25 protein-coding genes are annotated in these 16,324 nt (G+C 60.5%); all 25 read left to right on the top strand.

Annotation, left to right across the window (positions count from 1 at the left end; all coding sequences use genetic code 11):
• Positions 1–164: 164 nt before the first annotated feature.
• Complete coding sequence (gene recQ / locus FAZ98_RS12970) at positions 165–2,012, top strand: DNA helicase RecQ (protein ID WP_158951576.1); 1,848 nt, start codon at positions 165–167, stop codon at positions 2,010–2,012.
• Positions 2,013–2,347: 335 nt separating this feature from the next.
• On the top strand, positions 2,348–2,728 hold the full coding sequence (gene rpsL, locus FAZ98_RS12965; protein ID WP_158951575.1) for a 30S ribosomal protein S12: 381 nt from the start codon (positions 2,348–2,350) through the stop codon (positions 2,726–2,728).
• A gap of 181 nt (positions 2,729–2,909) precedes the next feature.
• Entirely contained in the window at positions 2,910–3,380 is a 471-nt protein-coding gene (rpsG, locus tag FAZ98_RS12960; RefSeq protein ID WP_006053291.1) for a 30S ribosomal protein S7, read from the top strand.
• Between the two features lie 148 nt (positions 3,381–3,528).
• Positions 3,529–5,631, top strand: a complete 2,103-nt coding sequence (gene fusA / locus FAZ98_RS12955; protein WP_158951574.1) for an elongation factor G — start codon at positions 3,529–3,531, stop codon at positions 5,629–5,631.
• 86 nt (positions 5,632–5,717) lie between these two features.
• Positions 5,718–6,908 carry an elongation factor Tu gene (tuf, locus tag FAZ98_RS12950; RefSeq protein WP_158951573.1) on the top strand — a complete coding sequence of 397 codons (1,191 nt, stop codon included), beginning with the start codon at positions 5,718–5,720 and terminating at the stop codon, positions 6,906–6,908.
• Positions 6,909–7,061: 153 nt separating this feature from the next.
• Complete coding sequence (gene rpsJ, locus FAZ98_RS12945) at positions 7,062–7,373, top strand: 30S ribosomal protein S10 (protein ID WP_158951572.1); 312 nt, start codon at positions 7,062–7,064, stop codon at positions 7,371–7,373.
• Positions 7,374–7,591: 218 nt separating this feature from the next.
• A complete protein-coding gene (gene rplC, locus FAZ98_RS12940) occupies positions 7,592–8,251 on the top strand; it encodes a 50S ribosomal protein L3 (protein ID WP_028222628.1) in 660 nt (219 codons plus the stop codon).
• On the top strand, positions 8,251–8,871 hold the full coding sequence (rplD, locus tag FAZ98_RS12935) for a 50S ribosomal protein L4 (RefSeq protein WP_028213350.1): 621 nt from the start codon (positions 8,251–8,253) through the stop codon (positions 8,869–8,871). The genes rplC and rplD overlap by 1 nt, the downstream gene beginning before the upstream one ends.
• Positions 8,868–9,182: a 50S ribosomal protein L23 gene (rplW, locus tag FAZ98_RS12930; protein WP_028206513.1), complete on the top strand. Its 315-nt coding sequence runs from the start codon at positions 8,868–8,870 to the stop codon at positions 9,180–9,182. The genes rplD and rplW overlap by 4 nt, the downstream gene beginning before the upstream one ends.
• 2 nt (positions 9,183–9,184) lie before the next feature.
• A complete protein-coding gene (gene rplB, locus FAZ98_RS12925) occupies positions 9,185–10,012 on the top strand; it encodes a 50S ribosomal protein L2 (RefSeq protein ID WP_158951571.1) in 828 nt (275 codons plus the stop codon).
• Positions 10,013–10,022: 10 nt separating this feature from the next.
• On the top strand, positions 10,023–10,298 hold the full coding sequence (gene rpsS / locus FAZ98_RS12920; RefSeq protein WP_027797286.1) for a 30S ribosomal protein S19: 276 nt from the start codon (positions 10,023–10,025) through the stop codon (positions 10,296–10,298).
• A 12-nt stretch (positions 10,299–10,310) separates the two neighbouring features.
• On the top strand, positions 10,311–10,640 hold the full coding sequence (gene rplV / locus FAZ98_RS12915) for a 50S ribosomal protein L22 (protein WP_007730533.1): 330 nt from the start codon (positions 10,311–10,313) through the stop codon (positions 10,638–10,640).
• 11 nt (positions 10,641–10,651) lie between these two features.
• Positions 10,652–11,443 carry a 30S ribosomal protein S3 gene (rpsC, locus tag FAZ98_RS12910; protein ID WP_027797287.1) on the top strand — a complete coding sequence of 264 codons (792 nt, stop codon included), beginning with the start codon at positions 10,652–10,654 and terminating at the stop codon, positions 11,441–11,443.
• A gap of 2 nt (positions 11,444–11,445) precedes the next feature.
• Positions 11,446–11,862, top strand: coding sequence for a 50S ribosomal protein L16 (gene rplP, locus FAZ98_RS12905; protein WP_042269753.1), 417 nt, complete (start codon positions 11,446–11,448; stop codon positions 11,860–11,862).
• A gap of 10 nt (positions 11,863–11,872) precedes the next feature.
• On the top strand, positions 11,873–12,067 hold the full coding sequence (gene rpmC / locus FAZ98_RS12900) for a 50S ribosomal protein L29 (RefSeq protein WP_028206515.1): 195 nt from the start codon (positions 11,873–11,875) through the stop codon (positions 12,065–12,067).
• Positions 12,064–12,336 carry a 30S ribosomal protein S17 gene (rpsQ, locus tag FAZ98_RS12895; protein WP_158951570.1) on the top strand — a complete coding sequence of 91 codons (273 nt, stop codon included), beginning with the start codon at positions 12,064–12,066 and terminating at the stop codon, positions 12,334–12,336. The genes rpmC and rpsQ overlap by 4 nt, the downstream gene beginning before the upstream one ends.
• A 355-nt stretch (positions 12,337–12,691) precedes the next feature.
• Positions 12,692–13,060, top strand: a complete 369-nt coding sequence (gene rplN / locus FAZ98_RS12890; protein WP_028213345.1) for a 50S ribosomal protein L14 — start codon at positions 12,692–12,694, stop codon at positions 13,058–13,060.
• Between the two features lie 9 nt (positions 13,061–13,069).
• On the top strand, positions 13,070–13,378 hold the full coding sequence (gene rplX, locus FAZ98_RS12885) for a 50S ribosomal protein L24 (RefSeq protein WP_158951569.1): 309 nt from the start codon (positions 13,070–13,072) through the stop codon (positions 13,376–13,378).
• Between the two features lie 16 nt (positions 13,379–13,394).
• Positions 13,395–13,934: a 50S ribosomal protein L5 gene (rplE, locus tag FAZ98_RS12880; RefSeq protein ID WP_158951568.1), complete on the top strand. Its 540-nt coding sequence runs from the start codon at positions 13,395–13,397 to the stop codon at positions 13,932–13,934.
• A gap of 7 nt (positions 13,935–13,941) precedes the next feature.
• Complete coding sequence (gene rpsN / locus FAZ98_RS12875; protein ID WP_028206520.1) at positions 13,942–14,247, top strand: 30S ribosomal protein S14; 306 nt, start codon at positions 13,942–13,944, stop codon at positions 14,245–14,247.
• 14 nt (positions 14,248–14,261) lie between these two features.
• Positions 14,262–14,657 (top strand): 30S ribosomal protein S8, encoded by a 396-nt coding sequence (gene rpsH, locus FAZ98_RS12870; protein ID WP_027819345.1) that lies wholly within the window; start codon positions 14,262–14,264, stop codon positions 14,655–14,657.
• A gap of 18 nt (positions 14,658–14,675) precedes the next feature.
• Positions 14,676–15,206: a 50S ribosomal protein L6 gene (gene rplF / locus FAZ98_RS12865; protein ID WP_158951567.1), complete on the top strand. Its 531-nt coding sequence runs from the start codon at positions 14,676–14,678 to the stop codon at positions 15,204–15,206.
• A gap of 12 nt (positions 15,207–15,218) precedes the next feature.
• Positions 15,219–15,584, top strand: a complete 366-nt coding sequence (rplR, locus tag FAZ98_RS12860) for a 50S ribosomal protein L18 (protein WP_158951566.1) — start codon at positions 15,219–15,221, stop codon at positions 15,582–15,584.
• 14 nt (positions 15,585–15,598) lie between these two features.
• A complete protein-coding gene (gene rpsE / locus FAZ98_RS12855; RefSeq protein ID WP_028206522.1) occupies positions 15,599–16,117 on the top strand; it encodes a 30S ribosomal protein S5 in 519 nt (172 codons plus the stop codon).
• 11 nt (positions 16,118–16,128) lie between these two features.
• Positions 16,129–16,311: a 50S ribosomal protein L30 gene (gene rpmD / locus FAZ98_RS12850; protein WP_010106952.1), complete on the top strand. Its 183-nt coding sequence runs from the start codon at positions 16,129–16,131 to the stop codon at positions 16,309–16,311.
• Positions 16,312–16,324 lie beyond the last annotated feature (13 nt).

The raw sequence follows: 16,324 nt of genomic DNA, 5'->3' as shown, positions 1-16,324 counted from the left end.
CGCGGTTTCCGCGTCAATCGCCGCGTCAATCGCGGCGTTAATCCCCGCGTTATCCCCCCGCTCTCTCCTGGCCGAACGGCCAATCTTCGAGGTCGCGGCGGTCAAGGTGCGTCCGGGTTGGTAAAATCCGGTCCACCGCTTCCGCTCCATCTGCCGCCGCCTTCATGTCCCGCTCCCTCGAAATCCTCAACGAAGTCTTCGGTTATCCCGCGTTCAGAGGGCAGCAAGCCGAGATCGTCGAGCACGTCGCGGGCGGCGGCGATTCGCTGGTGCTCATGCCCACCGGCGGCGGCAAGTCGCTCTGTTACCAGATTCCGGCGCTGGTGCGCCACGAGGCCGGGCAGGGCGCGGGCATCGTCGTGTCCCCGCTCATCGCGCTCATGCAGGATCAGGTCGCGGCGCTCACCGAAGTGGGCGTGCGTGCCGCTTATCTCAATTCCACGCTGAGCGGCGCCGAGGCGGCCGCCACCGAGCGCGCGCTGCGCGAGGGCAATCTCGATCTACTCTATGTCGCGCCCGAGCGTCTGATGACGCCGCGCTTTCTCGATCTGCTCGAGCGCACGCATATCGGCTTGTTCGCGATCGACGAGGCCCACTGCGTCTCGCAATGGGGGCACGATTTCCGCCCGGAGTACATCAAGCTCTCGGTGCTGCACGAGCGTTTCCCGAACGTGCCGCGCATCGCGCTCACGGCCACCGCCGACGACATCACGCGCGACGAGATCGTTCACCGTCTCGCGCTCGACGACGCGCGCATCTTCGTCTCGAGCTTCGACCGCCCGAACATCCGCTATCGCATCGTCGAAAAAGACAATGCGCGCACCCAGTTGCTCGATTTCATCCGCGCCGAACACACGCGCGCCGACGGCACCACCGACGCCGGCGTGGTCTATTGCCTGTCGCGCCGCAAGGTCGAGGAAACGGCGGAATGGCTCAAGGCGCAGGGTGTGCGCGCGCTGCCGTATCACGCCGGCATGGAATTCGAGGTGCGGCAGAATCATCAGGAAATTTTCCAGCGCGAGGAAGGCGTGGTGATGTGCGCGACCATCGCGTTCGGCATGGGCATCGACAAACCGGACGTGCGCTTCGTCGCGCATCTGGATTTGCCGAAAAGCGTGGAAGGCTATTACCAGGAAACCGGGCGCGCTGGCCGCGACGGGCTGGCGGCCAATGCGTGGATGGCCTACGGTCTCGGCGACGTGGTGCAGCAGCGCAAGATGATCGACGAATCCGACGCCGACGAGGCGCACAAGCGCGTGCAAACCGGCAAGCTCGACTCGCTGCTCGGGCTGTGCGAGGCGGCGTCGTGCCGGCGCGTGCGCCTGCTCGCCTACTTCGGCGAGGCGAGCCAGCCGTGCGGCAATTGCGACACGTGCCTCGAGCCGCCCGCCACCTGGGACGCCACCCAGGAAGCGCGCATGGCGCTGTCGTGCGTGTTCCGGGCGCAGCGTGCAAGCGGTTTTCACTTCGGCGCGGGGCATCTGATCGACATTCTGCGCGGCAATCGCAACGAGAAGATCCTGCAGCGCGGCCACGAGAAGATTTCCACTTTCGGCATTGGCGCGGCGCTTTCGGAGCCCGAGTGGCGCGCGATCTTCCGTCAGCTCGTGGCGTTCGGCTATCTCACCGTCGACCACGACGGCTTCGGCTCGCTCGTGCTCACCGAGGCGAGCAAGCCGGTGTTGAAGGGCGAGCAGCAGGTCACGATGCGGCGCTATGTGAAGCCCACGCGCACCCGCGCGTCGTCGGGCCGCACCAGCGAGCGCGCCGATCCGACCCTCGGCATGAGCCCGCGTCAGCGGTCGCGCTGGGAGCGGCTGCGGTTGTGGCGCTCGGAAACGGCCAAGAGCGAGGGCGTGCCGGCCTACGTGATCTTCCACGACGCCACGCTGGCGGAAATTGCCCGTAACGGCCCCGACTCGGTCGATGAACTGCGCGACATCCCGGGCATCGGCGCGCGCAAGCTCGAGCGCTTCGGCGAAGAGCTCGTCGAAGTCGTCGGCGACGAATAACCCGCAAATAACGCGCAAATAACCCGCAAATAACGCGCAAATAACGCGCAATGCGTGGCGCCCTCAATGCGCCGCGCGCTTCCCGCCCGCGCCGTGATGTCACGGCGCTGTCACTTGCTCTGTCCTCCGAACTATCGCAACCCGTTGACTCGCTTGGTATTTTCGGAATATCATGCTGGGTTCCGGTTCTTGGGATGTGCACGCTCGTCGGTTGGATCGATGAAAAGGCTCGGTTCATTAGCGAGGATCGGAGTTCTCGTAAGAGTTTAGATGCGTGGTTTTCCGCTTTGCCCGGGAATAAATGCATCGATTTTGTTCAATTTCAGGAATAAACAATGCCAACCATCAATCAACTGGTTCGCAAAGGCCGCACTTCGGAAGTCACGAAGAGCAAGTCGCCGGCCCTGCAGGACTGCCCTCAGCGTCGCGGCGTGTGCACGCGTGTGTACACGACGACGCCGAAGAAGCCGAACTCGGCACTTCGTAAAGTTGCCAAGGTTCGTCTGACGAACGGCTTCGAAGTCATTTCGTACATCGGTGGTGAAGGCCACAACCTGCAGGAACACTCGGTTGTGCTGATCCGCGGCGGCCGTGTGAAGGACTTGCCGGGTGTGCGTTACCACATGGTTCGCGGCTCGCTGGATACCCAGGGCGTCAAGGATCGTAAGCAAGCTCGCTCGAAGTACGGCGCGAAGCGCGCGAAGGCTACGAAGTAATAGCCAGGTGTCGTTTGCGCGCTGCGCAGGCGATAAAAGCGACAGGTGCCGGATTGGCCGGTGCTGTCGAGTAAGTGGTCACCCGACCAGGCTGGTAAGTCGTGAGATGAATCGGGTTAGTTGGTGGCCGCGGAGCGTAGGGTTTGATCCACGCTTCAACTGAAAAAGTAAAGGAAGAAACATGCCGCGTCGTCGCGAAGTCCCCAAGCGGGAAGTGTTGCCGGATCCGAAGTTCGGCAACGTTGATGTAGCCAAGTTCATGAACGTGCTGATGCTCTCCGGCAAGAAGTCGGTTGCCGAGCGTATCGTGTACGGCGCTTTCGAACAGATCCAGACCAAGGGTGGCAAGGACCCGCTGGAAGTGTTCACTGTCGCGCTCAACAACGTGAAGCCGGTGGTGGAAGTGAAGAGCCGCCGCGTTGGTGGTGCGAACTATCAGGTTCCGGTCGAAGTGCGCCCCTCGCGTCGTATGGCATTGGCGATGCGTTGGCTGCGTGAAGCCGCGAAGAAGCGCAGCGAGAAGTCGATGGCCCTGCGCCTGGCAGGTGAACTTTCGGAAGCGGCCGAAGGCCGTGGCGGCGCAATGAAGAAGCGCGACGAAGTTCACCGGATGGCGGAAGCGAACAAGGCGTTCTCGCATTTCCGTTTCTAAGAGGAAGCCCCGGCTCGGGGCCTTCTCCATAGCGGAAAAATTCCGGGCGGGTGCGCTTTTCGAGCGCCTCGCCCGTTTGTGTTCAGGCTCGTTGGGATCGACTCCACCGGAATCGTACCCGGCGCGCACCTCCCCTTAGAGGATCAAAGTGGCTCGCAAGACTCCTATCGAGCGCTACCGCAACATCGGTATTAGCGCTCACATCGACGCCGGCAAGACGACGACGACCGAGCGCATTCTGTTTTACACCGGCGTGAACCACAAGATTGGTGAAGTTCACGACGGCGCTGCGACCATGGACTGGATGGAGCAGGAGCAGGAGCGTGGCATCACGATCACCTCGGCTGCTACGACCGCGTTCTGGAAGGGCATGGGCGGCAACTACCCCGAGCACCGCATCAACATCATCGACACCCCGGGCCACGTCGACTTCACGATTGAAGTCGAGCGCTCGATGCGCGTGCTCGACGGCGCGTGCATGGTGTACTGCGCCGTGGGCGGCGTGCAGCCGCAGTCGGAAACGGTGTGGCGTCAGGCGAACAAGTACAAGGTTCCCCGTCTCGCGTTCGTCAACAAGATGGACCGTACCGGCGCGAACTTCTTCAAGGTCTACGACCAGCTGAAGAACCGCCTCAAGGCGAACCCGGTTCCGGTCGTGGTGCCGATCGGCGCGGAAGAAAACTTCAAGGGCGTCGTCGACCTCCTGAAGATGAAGGCGATCATTTGGGACGAGGCCTCGCAAGGCACGAAGTTCGACTACGTCGACATCCCGGCCGAACTCGTTGAGACGTGCAACGAGTGGCGCGAAAAGATGATCGAGTCGGCTGCCGAAGCCAGCGAAGAGCTGATGGAAAAGTACCTCGGCGGCGAAGAGCTTTCGGAAGCCGAAGTCATCAAGGCGATCCGCGACCGTACGATCGCGTGCGAAATCCAGCCGATGCTGTGCGGCACCGCGTTCAAGAACAAGGGCGTGCAGCGCATGCTCGACGCCGTGATCGACTTCCTGCCGTCGCCGGTGGACATTCCCCCGGTCAAGGGCGAACTCGAAAACGGCGAAACGGCTGAGCGTCGCGCGGCCGACGACGAGAAGTTCTCGTCGCTCGCGTTCAAGATCATGACCGACCCGTTCGTCGGCCAGCTGATCTTCTTCCGTGCGTACTCGGGCGTCGTCAACTCGGGCGACACGGTGCTGAACTCGACCAAGGGCAAGAAGGAACGCCTCGGCCGTATTCTGCAGATGCACGCGAACAACCGCGAAGAAATCAAGGAAGTTCGTGCCGGCGACATCGCCGCGGCCGTTGGCCTGAAGGAAGCGACCACGGGCGACACGCTGTGCGATCCGCAGCACCCGATCGTGCTCGAACGCATGATCTTCCCGGAGCCGGTGATCTCGCAGGCTGTCGAGCCGAAGACCAAGGCCGACCAGGAAAAGATGGGCCTCGCCCTGAACCGCCTGGCACAGGAAGACCCGTCGTTCCGCGTTCAAACGGACGAAGAATCGGGCCAGACCATCATTTCGGGCATGGGCGAGCTCCACCTCGAAATTCTGGTCGACCGCATGAAGCGTGAATTCAACGTGGAAGCGACCGTCGGCAAGCCGCAGGTGGCTTACCGCGAAACGATCCGCTCCACGGCGAAGGACGTCGAAGGCAAGTTCGTCAAGCAGTCGGGTGGTCGCGGCCAGTTCGGTCACGCAGTCATCACGCTCGAGCCGAATGAACAAGGCAAGGGCTACGAGTTCCTGGACGAGATCAAGGGTGGTGTGATTCCGCGTGAATTCATCCCCGCGGTCGACAAGGGTATCCAGGAAACGCTGAAGGCAGGCGTGCTGGCGGGCTTCCCGGTCGTCGACGTCAAGGTTCACCTGACGTTCGGTTCGTACCACGACGTCGACTCGAACGAAAATGCGTTCCGCATGGCCGGTTCGATGGCGTTCAAGGAAGCCATGCGCAAGGCGCAGCCGGTCATTCTTGAACCGATGATGGCTGTCGAAGTCGAAACGCCGGAAGACTACATGGGCAACGTGATGGGCGACCTGTCGGGCCGTCGCGGTATCGTCCAGGGCATGGAAGACATGATCGGTGGCGGCAAGATCGTTCGCGCCGAAGTGCCGCTGTCGGAAATGTTCGGTTATTCGACGTCGCTGCGTTCGCTGACGCAAGGCCGCGCAACGTACACGATGGAATTCAAGCACTACGCAGAAGCACCGCGTAACGTGGCCGACGCGATCATCAGCGCGAAGGCGAAGTAAGCATCGGCGCATTAGCGGGTCGGGCGGTCCTGCCCGGCTCGCATCGCACAGACACCGATTCACCACTTTTTTGAAAGAGTAGAAACATGGCAAAAGGTAAATTCGAACGGACCAAGCCGCACGTCAACGTGGGCACGATCGGTCACGTTGACCACGGCAAGACCACGCTGACGGCAGCGATCACGACGGTTCTGACCAAGAAGTTCGGCGGCGAAGCGAAGGCATACGACCAGATCGATGCAGCGCCGGAAGAAAAGGCACGTGGTATTACCATCAACACCGCGCACGTCGAGTACGAAACGGCTAACCGCCACTACGCACACGTCGACTGCCCGGGCCACGCCGACTACGTGAAGAACATGATCACGGGCGCGGCACAGATGGACGGCGCGATCCTGGTTTGCTCGGCTGCTGACGGCCCGATGCCGCAAACGCGTGAGCACATCCTGCTGGCCCGTCAGGTTGGCGTGCCGTACATCATCGTGTTCCTGAACAAGTGCGACATGGTCGACGACGCCGAGCTGCTCGAGCTGGTCGAAATGGAAGTGCGCGAGCTCCTCTCGAAGTACGACTTCCCGGGCGACGACACGCCGATCGTGAAGGGTTCGGCCAAGCTGGCGCTGGAAGGCGACACGGGCGAGCTGGGCGAAGTGGCGATCATGAGCCTGGCCGACGCACTCGACACGTACATCCCGACGCCGGAGCGCGCAGTTGACGGCGCGTTCCTGATGCCGGTGGAAGACGTGTTCTCGATCTCGGGCCGCGGCACGGTGGTGACGGGTCGTATCGAGCGCGGTCTGGTGAAGGTCGGCGAAGAAATCGAAATCGTCGGTATCAAGCCGACGGTGAAGACGACCTGCACGGGCGTGGAAATGTTCCGCAAGCTGCTCGACCAGGGTCAGGCAGGCGACAACGTCGGTATCCTGCTGCGCGGCACGAAGCGTGAAGACGTGGAGCGTGGCCAGGTTCTGGCCAAGCCGGGTTCGATCACGCCGCACACGCACTTCACGGCTGAAGTGTACGTGCTGAGCAAGGACGAAGGCGGCCGTCACACGCCGTTCTTCAACAACTACCGTCCGCAGTTCTACTTCCGTACGACGGACGTGACGGGCTCGATCGAGCTGCCGAAGGACAAGGAAATGGTCATGCCGGGCGACAACGTGTCGATCACGGTGAAGCTGATCGCTCCGATCGCCATGGAAGAAGGTCTGCGCTTCGCAATCCGCGAAGGTGGCCGTACCGTCGGCGCCGGCGTGGTTGCAAAGATCATCGAGTAATCGAGTAGAATACTCGGCTCGCTGTAGAAGTTGATGTATTCCGGAAGTTGATGTACTCCGGGTCTGCCCTGTGACGCCTTGTCGCGGGGCAGGCCCGTGCTCTTTATATCGTCTGGCGGCGCAAGTCCGCCTCGCTCTTTTCAAGGAATTACCATGGCTAACCAAAAAATCCGTATCCGCCTCAAGGCTTTCGACTATCGCCTGATCGATCAGTCGGCTGCTGAAATCGTCGATACGGCGAAGCGCACGGGCGCCATCGTCCGCGGCCCGGTGCCGCTGCCGACGCGTATCCAGCGTTTCGACATCCTGCGTTCGCCGCACGTCAACAAGACGTCGCGCGACCAGCTCGAAATCCGCACCCACCTGCGCCTGATGGACATCGTCGACCCGACGGACAAGACCGTCGACGCGCTGATGAAGCTGGACCTCCCGGCTGGCGTGGACGTCGAAATCAAGCTGCAGTAAGAGCCCGCGCGCTGTCCGGCGGAGTGGTTTGCAGCCGACAGCGCTAAGTCTTTGATTGCTTGCGGAAAACGTGAGGGGACGTTATACTTGACGTCTTTTCGCGCATCTGCGCAAAAAGTCGGTGTGTCTTTTTCGGGCCTTTACCCCGAAAACAGGCGTGAAGCACCGGCACTTTGTAAATTAGCCCCGACCAATCGCAGTCGGGAATGGAGAAAACGATGAGCCTTGGACTCGTAGGTCGCAAGGTTGGCATGACGCGTATCTTCACGGCAGATGGGGACTCGATTCCCGTTACCGTGCTGGACGTGTCCGACAACCGCGTGACGCAGATCAAGACTGTTGAAACCGACGGCTACACGGCCGTTCAGGTTGCGTTCGGTACGCGTCGTGCATCGCGCGTGACGAAGCCGCTCGCAGGTCATCTCGCCAAAGCTGGCGTTCAAGCCGGTGAAATCCTCAAGGAATTCCAGATCGACGCCGCTAAGGCCGCCGAACTGTCCGCTGGCGCAGTGATCGGTGTGGAACTCTTCGAAGAAGGCCAAAAGATCGACGTGCAAGGCACCTCGATCGGTAAGGGCTACGCCGGTACCATCAAGCGTTACAACTTTGCTTCGGGTCGTGCTTCGCACGGTAACTCGCGCTCGCACAATGTGCCGGGCTCGATCGGTATGGCGCAGGATCCGGGTCGTGTTTTCCCGGGTAAGCGCATGACCGGTCACATGGGTGACGAAACCGTGACGGTGCAAAACCTCGAAATCGCCCGTATCGACGCAGAGCGCAAGCTTCTGCTGGTCAAGGGTGCTGTCCCGGGTGCAAAGGGCGGCAAGGTTTTCGTGACGCCGGCCGTCAAGGCCCGCGCCAAGAAAGGAGCGCAATAATGGAACTGAAGCTCCTGAACGCTAATGGTCAGGAAGGCGCAGCAGTGAACGCGTCGGACGTCGTGTTCGGCCGTGACTACAACGAAGCGCTGATCCATCAGATCGTTGTCGCCTATCAGGCGAACGCGCGCAGCGGTAACCGCGCGCAGAAGGACCGCGAACAGGTCAAGCACACCACCAAGAAGCCGTGGCGTCAGAAGGGTACGGGCCGCGCTCGTGCCGGTATGTCGTCGAGCCCGTTGTGGCGTGGCGGTGGTCGCATCTTCCCGAACTCGCCGGAAGAAAACTTCTCGCACAAGGTCAACAAGAAGATGCATCGCGCAGGCCTCTGCTCGATCTTCTCGCAGCTGGCCCGCGAAGGCCGCATCTCGGTCGTCGAAGAGCTGTCGCTCGAAGCGCCCAAGACGAAGCTGCTGGCCGAAAAGTTCAAGGCCATGGGTCTCGAATCCGTGCTGGTCATCACCGACACGGTCGACGAGAACCTGTATCTCGCGTCGCGCAACCTGCCCCACGTGGCAGTCGTTGAGCCGCGCTTTGCCGACCCGCTCTCGCTGATCTACTTCAAGAAGATCCTGATCACGAAGGCAGCGGTCGCCCAGATCGAGGAGTTGCTGTCATGAGCGAGATTCGCAAGAACGATCATCGTTTGATGCAGGTCCTGCTCGCACCGGTGATCTCCGAAAAGGCGACGCTGGTTGCGGAGAAGAACGAGCAAGTCGTCTTCGAAGTCGCGCCGGACGCGAACAAGCAGGAAGTGAAGGCTGCTGTCGAGCTGCTGTTCAAGGTGGAAGTCGAGTCCGTCAACGTGCTGGTCCAGAAGGGCAAAGCCAAGCGCTTTGGCCGCTTCAACGGCAAGCGCAAGGACGTGAAGAAGGCGTACGTCTGCCTGAAGCCCGGCCAGGAAATCAACTTTGAAGCGGAGGCCAAGTAATCATGGCAATCGTGAAAGTTAAGCCGACCTCGCCGGGTCGCCGCGCGATGGTCAAGATCGTCAACAAGGATCTGCACAAGGGCAAGCCGTTCGCGGCACTGCTCGACACGCAATCCAAGACGGCTGGCCGTAACAACAATGGTCACATCACGACCCGTCATAAGGGTGGTGGTCACAAGCAGCACTATCGTATCGTCGATTTCCGTCGTACGAAGGACGGCATCCCCGCAAAGGTGGAACGTCTCGAATACGATCCGAACCGCAGCGCGAACATTGCTCTGGTTCTTTACGCAGACGGCGAACGTCGCTACATCATCGCGCCGAAGGGCGTGACGGTTGGCACGCAGCTGATGTCGGGTTCGGAAGCGCCGATCCGCGCGGGTAACACCCTGCCGATCCGCAACATCCCGGTCGGTACGACGATCCACTGCATCGAAATGCTGCCGGGCAAGGGCGCGCAAATGGCGCGTTCGGCTGGCACGTCGGCAATGCTGCTGGCACGCGAAGGCGTCTACGCGCAGGTTCGTCTGCGTTCGGGCGAAATTCGCCGCGTGCACGTTGAGTGCCGCGCAACGATCGGTGAAGTCGGCAACGAAGAGCACAGCCTCCGTCAAATCGGTAAGGCTGGCGCGAACCGCTGGCGCGGTATCCGCCCGACGGTCCGTGGCGTTGCAATGAACCCGGTCGACCACCCGCACGGTGGTGGCGAAGGCAAGACTGCGGCTGGTCGCGACCCGGTGAGCCCGTGGGGCACGCCGACGAAGGGCTATCGCACCCGCAGCAACAAGCGCACGACGAGCATGATCGTCCAGCGCCGTCACAAGCGTTAAGGAGTAGGCAATGGCACGTTCTATTAAGAAAGGTCCGTTCTGCGACGCCCATTTGCTGAAGAAGGTTGAGGCGGCTGCAGCAACGCGCGACAAAAAACCGATCAAGACCTGGTCGCGTCGCTCGACGATCCTGCCGGACTTCATCGGCCTGACGATCGCCGTGCACAACGGCCGTCAACACGTTCCGGTGTATGTCACGGAAAACATGGTCGGCCACAAGCTTGGCGAGTTCGCATTGACCCGTACGTTCAAGGGTCACGCAGCCGACAAGAAGGCCAAGAAATAAGGGGCAATCAAGATGGAAGTGAAGGCAATTCATCGCGGTGCCCGCATCTCGGCGCAGAAGACGCGTCTTGTGGCTGACCAGATCCGCGGTCTGCCGGTTGACAAGGCACTGAACGTTCTGACGTTCTCGCCGAAGAAAGCGGCTGGCATCGTGAAAAAGGTTGTGCTCTCGGCGATCGCAAACGCGGAACACAACGAAGGCGCCGATATCGACGAGCTCAAGATCACGAGCATCTACGTCGACAAGGCTGCTTCGCTGAAGCGTTTCACCGCGCGCGCCAAGGGCCGCGGCAACCGCATCGAGAAGCAATCCTGTCACATCACTGTGACGGTCGGGAATTAAGGAGCCATACGATGGGACAGAAAATTCATCCGACTGGCTTCCGTTTGGCCGTCAGCCGCAATTGGGCTTCGCGTTGGTACGCGAACAACAACAATTTCGCGGCGATGTTGAAGGAAGACATCGGTGTTCGTGAATACCTGAAGAAGAAGCTGAAGAACGCTTCGGTGGGCCGTGTTGTGATCGAGCGTCCGGCAAAGAACGCTCGCATCACGATTTACAGCTCGCGCCCGGGTGTGGTGATCGGCAAGAAGGGTGAGGACATCGAACTCCTCAAGGCCGAACTCCAGAAGCGCATGGGCGTTCCGGTTCACGTCAACATCGAAGAAATTCGCAAGCCGGAAACCGACGCGCAGCTGATCGCCGACTCGATCACGCAGCAGCTCGAGCGCCGCATCATGTTCCGTCGCGCAATGAAGCGCGCGATGCAGAACGCGATGCGTCTGGGTGCCCAGGGCATCAAGATCATGAGCGCGGGCCGTCTGAACGGTATCGAAATCGCACGTACCGAGTGGTACCGCGAAGGTCGAGTGCCGCTTCACACGCTGCGTGCTGACATCGACTACGCAACCTCGGAAGCGAAGACGACGTACGGCATCATCGGCGTGAAGGTTTGGGTCTACAAGGGCGACACGCTCGGCCGCAACGACGCACCGGTGGTGGAAGAAGTCGCCGAAGAAAAGCGTCCGCGCCGCAATGCGCGTCCGGGCGATCGTCGTCCGCGCCGTGATGGCGAAGGCGCACCGGGTGCCCGTCGTGGCGCACCGCGCCGTGGCGCCGGCGGTGACGGCAAGAGTGGAGAATAACGATGCTGCAACCGAAACGCAGGAAGTATCGCAAAGAGCAGAAGGGTCGTAACACCGGTATCGCAACGCGCGGCAACGCCGTTTCGTTCGGTGAATATGGCCTGAAGGCTATCGGTCGTGGTCGCCTGACCGCGCGTCAGATTGAAGCGGCGCGTCGTGCAATGACGCGTCACATCAAGCGTGGCGGCCGCATCTGGATCCGTATCTTCCCGGACAAGCCGATCTCGCAAAAGCCGGCGGAAGTGCGTATGGGTAACGGTAAGGGTAACCCGGAGTACTACGTCGCCGAGATTCAGCCGGGCAAGATGCTGTATGAAATGGATGGTGTGTCCGAAGAACTGGCCCGTGAAGCCTTCCGTCTGGCTGCAGCCAAGCTGCCGCTGAAGACGGTCTTCATGGTTCGCCAGCTCGGCGCCTAAGGAGTGATCGATGAAGGCATCTGAACTTCTTCAGAAAGACAAGGCCGCGCTCGACAAAGAGCTGTCGGACCTCTTGAAGGCGCAATTCGGCCTGCGCATGCAACTCGCGACCCAGCAGCTCACGAACACGAGCCAGCTGAAGAAGGTTCGTCGCGACATCGCACGTGTGCGGACCGTCCTGACTCAGAAGGCGAACCAGAAATGAACGAAAGCGTGAAAACCTCGCTTAAGCGGACGCTGGTCGGCAAGGTCGTCAGCAACAAGATGGACAAGACGGTCACCGTCCTGGTCGAGCGCCGCGTCAAGCACCCGATCTACGGCAAGTACGTCGTGCAGTCGAAGAAGTACCACGCTCACGACGAAGCGAACACGTACAACGAGGGTGACCTCGTTGAAATCCAGGAAACGCGTCCTCTCTCGAAGACGAAGGCCTGGACCGTGTCGAAGCTGCTCGAAGCGGCTCGCGTGATCTAAAAGCGCAGTTGCAAGGTAGCAACACCCCGGGGAGCCATTCTCCGGGGTGAGAAGTTGTTGAAATCGCTGAAGATTTCGCTTGCGAGACCAAGATTATCGAGTTATAGTCTTGGTCTTCCCTCTTTATGGGCGCGTTGTTGGCAAAGCAGCGGGCAAAAGTAGTGAGGGAGGTGGTTCGGGCGCCAGTCCGGATCTGCAAGTTTCACCGGAATGCGATGGCCGGTTTCGTTTGCCGTCGCTGCTGTTCTAACCCAAGCAGCTGAGCGGTCGTTCTAGTGGCGGCGCGGCTGACGGGACCAAGACTGACCGGATGTGCCATGGTGGCGCAACCGGATTAAGTTGGGAAAGATAAACCATGATCCAGACCGAAACTCGGCTTGAAGTAGCCGACAACACGGGTGCGCGTGAAGTCATGTGCATCAAGGTGCTCGGCGGCTCGAAGCGTCGTTATGCCAGCATTGGCGACATCATCAAGGTGAGCGTCAAGGAAGCAACGCCGCGTGGGCGCGTGAAAAAGGGCGAAATCTACAACGCTGTTGTGGTTCGCACTGCGAAGGGCGTGCGCCGTCAAGACGGCTCGCTGATCAAGTTCGATGGCAACGCCGCCGTGCTTTTGAATACCAAGCTTGAGCCGATCGGCACCCGCATTTTCGGGCCGGTGACGCGTGAGCTGCGTAGCGAACGATTCATGAAGATCGTTTCGCTTGCGCCGGAAGTGCTGTAAGGAGTCGCGATGAACAAGATTCGCAAGGGTGACGAAGTCATCGTCGTCACTGGCAAAGACAAGGGCAAGCGCGGCGTCGTGCTGGCTGTGGGCGAAGAGCGCGTCACTGTCGAAGGCATCAACATCGCTAAGAAGCATGTGAAGCCGAACCCGATGAAGGGTACGACGGGTGGCGTGGAAGCCAAGGCAATGCCGCTGGCTATCTCGAACGTCGCACTGGTCGACGCGAACGGCAAGCCGTCGCGCGTGGGCATCAAGGTCGAAGGGGACAAGAAAGTTCGTTTCCTGAAGACGACCGGTGCTGTTCTGAGCGCCTGACGCTGCGGAGTAAAAAATGGCACGTTTGCAAGAATTTTATAAAGAGAAGGTCGTTCCTGGCCTGATCGAGAAGTTCGGTTACAAGTCGATCATGGAAGTGCCGCGCCTCACCAAGATCACCCTGAATATGGGTGTGGGTGAAGCCGTCGCCGACAAGAAGGTCCTCGAGCACGCCGTTGGCGACCTCACGAAGATTGCTGGCCAAAAGCCCGTCATCACGAAGTCGCGCAAGGCAATCGCGGGCTTCAAGATTCGTGAAGGCTACCCCATCGGCACGATGGTCACGCTGCGTGGCAATGCCATGTACGAATTCCTGGACCGTTTCGTGACGGTTGCGCTCCCCCGCGTGCGCGACTTCCGTGGCGTGTCGGGCAAGGCGTTCGACGGCCGTGGTAACTACAACATCGGTGTGAAAGAGCAGATCATTTTCCCCGAAATCGACTACGACAAGATCGACGCGCTGCGTGGGCTGAACATCAGCATCACGACGACTGCGAAGACCGACGAAGAAGCGAAGGCACTGCTCGCCAGCTTCAAGTTCCCGTTCAGAAACTGAGGTTACCGTGGCTAAACTGGCACTGATCGAACGTGAAAAGAAGCGCGCTCGTCTGGCAGCGAAATTTGCGCCGAAGCGCGCATCGCTGAAGGCGATCATCGACGACCAAAGCAAGTCGGAAGAAGAGCGTTACGCAGCTCGCCTCGAACTGCAACAACTGCCGCGCAACTCGAACCCGACCCGCAAGCGTAACCGCTGCGCGATCACGGGTCGTCCGCGTGGTACGTTCCGCAAATTCGGTCTCGCACGTAACAAGATTCGTGAAATCGCGTTCCGTGGTGAGATCCCTGGCATCACCAAGGCGAGCTGGTAATAGGAGAAACATAAATGAGCATGAGTGATCCTATCGCCGATATGCTGACTCGCATCCGCAATGCGCAGATGGTCGAGAAAGTTTCGGTTGCTATGCCCTCGTCGAAAGTGAAGATTGCGATTGCGCAGGTTCTGAAGGACGAAGGTTATATCGACGACTTCGCGGTGAAAACCGAAGGTGCGAAGTCGGAATTGAACATCGCGTTGAAGTACTACGCTGGCCGTCCCGTTATCGAGCGCATCGAACGCGTTTCGAAGCCGGGTCTGCGCGTGTACCGCGGCCGTAACGACATCCCGCAGGTCATGAATGGCCTCGGCGTTGCGATCGTGTCGACGCCCAAGGGTGTGATGACGGACCGCAAGGCGCGCGCAACTGGCGTCGGCGGCGAAGTTATCTGCTACGTCGCTTAAGACCTAAGGAGAAGAAACATGTCTCGAGTAGGTAAGAGCCCGGTCGCGCTGCAAGGCGCAGAAGCGACGCTCAGCGACGAGAAGATTACCGTCAAGGGCGCGCTGGGTACGATTTCGCAAGCTGCAAACCGCCTCGTGAAGGTCGTCAACGACAACGGCTCGCTGAAGTTCGAGCCGACGGACGACAGCCGCGAAGCCAATGCGATGTCGGGCACGATGCGCGCGATCGTTGCGAACATGGTGCAAGGCGTGACGAAGGGTTTTGAGCGCAAGCTGACGCTGGTTGGCGTTGGTTACCGTGCTCAAGCGCAAGGCGACAAGCTGAACCTGTCGCTGGGTTTCTCGCACCCCGTGGTGCACCAGATGCCGGAAGGCGTCAAGGCTGAAACCCCGTCGCAAACGGAAATCGTGATCAAGGGGATCGACAAGCAGAAAGTCGGACAGACCGCAGCAGAAGTGCGCGGCTATCGTCCGCCGGAGCCCTACAAGGGCAAGGGCGTGCGCTATTCCGACGAGGTCGTGATCCTCAAAGAAACGAAGAAGAAGTAAGGGTGCGCAATCATGGATAAGACTCAATCTCGCCTGCGCCGCGCTCGTCAAACGCGTATCAAGATCGCTGAGCTGCAGGTCGCGCGTCTGGCCGTGCATCGCACGAACACGCACATCTACGCGCAAGTGTTCTCGCCCTGCGGCACCAAGGTGCTCGCCAGCGCGTCGACGCTCGAAGCTGAAGTGCGTGCGCAACTGGCTGACCAGTCGGGCAAGGGTGGCAACGTTGCCGCCGCTTCGCTGATCGGTAAGCGTATTGCTGAAAAGGCCAAGGCCGCCGGCATCGAATCCGTCGCCTTTGACCGCTCGGGGTTCCGCTATCACGGCCGCGTCAAGGCGCTGGCTGATGCTGCGCGCGAAGCCGGGCTCAAGTTCTAAGGAAGGAATTCGTCATGGCAAAGATGCAAGCGAAAGTTCAGGCTGACGAACGCGACGACGGCCTTCGCGAAAAGATGATTTCGGTCAATCGCGTGACCAAGGTCGTGAAGGGTGGCCGTATTCTCGGCTTCGCCGCACTGACCGTGGTTGGCGACGGTGATGGCCGCGTCGGTATGGGCAAGGGCAAGTCGAAGGAAGTTCCGGTTGCCGTCCAGAAGGCAATGGAACAAGCGCGTCGCAACATGTTCAAGGTGCCCCTGAAGAACGGCACCCTGCAACACGAAGTGCACGGCAAGCATGGCGCATCGGTCGTCCTCCTCGCTCCGGCGAAGGCAGGTACGGGCGTGATCGCCGGCGGCCCGATGCGCGCAGTGTTCGACGTGATGGGCGTGCAGAACGTGGTGGCCAAGAGCCACGGTTCGACGAACCCGTACAACCTCGTTCGCGCCACGCTGGACGGTCTGCGCAAGCAGTCGACCCCGGCTGACATCGCGGCGAAGCGCGGCAAGTCCGTCGAAGACATTCTGGGCTAAGGGTGGGAACCATGTCTGAAAAAACTGTCAAGGTTCAGCTCGTCAAGAGCCTGATTGGGACCCGCGAAACGCACCGCGCCACGGTGCGCGGTCTCGGCCTGCGTCGCCTGAACTCGGTTTCCGAGCTGCAGGACACGCCGGCTGTGCGCGGCATGATCAACAAGGTCTCGTACCTCGTTAAGGTCATCGGCTAAGCGGTCGACCAAA

It is taken from the genome of Paraburkholderia acidisoli (assembly GCF_009789675.1).
Lineage (GTDB): Bacteria > Pseudomonadota > Gammaproteobacteria > Burkholderiales > Burkholderiaceae > Paraburkholderia > Paraburkholderia acidisoli.
Note: the sequence above shows the minus strand (reverse complement) of the source record. Positions and strands in the feature narration are given on the sequence as shown.